Below are 465 nucleotides of genomic sequence, written 5' to 3' on the forward strand. Positions count from 1 at the left end.
TGGAATGCTCATTTCTAAGCTTTATACAATCAGAAGCAGTAGTGGTGGAGCCAAACGGGATCGAACCGTTGACCTCCTGCGTGCAAGGCAGGCGCTCTCCCAGCTGAGCTATGGCCCCGTATCTCTACAGGTTCCCACACAAAATTGGTGGGTCTGGGCAGATTCGAACTGCCGACCTCACCCTTATCAGGGGTGCGCTCTAACCAACTGAGCTACAGACCCAATTTCGGGCTGCTTCTAAATCGTCTTCTTCAATGAATCAAGCAATTCGTGTGGGAGCTCATGGAGCAGCTGATGTCGTCGATTAAGGAGGTGATCCAGCCGCAGGTTCCCCTACGGCTACCTTGTTACGACTTCACCCCAGTCATGAATCACACCGTGGTAACCGTCCCCCCGAAGGTTAGACTAGCTACTTCTGGTGCAACCCACTCCCATGGTGTGACGGGCGGTGTGTACAAGGCCCGG

General features: G+C 54.0%; 2 tRNA genes and 1 rRNA gene. All 3 read right to left on the bottom strand.

Going from position 1 to position 465, the window contains the following annotated elements:
- Window positions 1–42 precede the first annotated feature (42 nt).
- Window positions 43–118 (bottom strand) — tRNA-Ala (locus DU29_RS0129275).
- 27 nt (window positions 119–145) lie between these two features.
- Window positions 146–222: transfer RNA gene (locus DU29_RS0129280), tRNA-Ile, on the bottom strand.
- A gap of 83 nt (window positions 223–305) precedes the next feature.
- Window positions 306–465: ribosomal RNA gene (locus DU29_RS0129285) — 16S ribosomal RNA — on the bottom strand; the annotation flags it as partial.

The sequence above is a fragment of the Pseudomonas sp. Ant30-3 genome (genome assembly GCF_000690905.1).
Taxonomy (GTDB): Bacteria; Pseudomonadota; Gammaproteobacteria; order Pseudomonadales; family Pseudomonadaceae; genus Aquipseudomonas.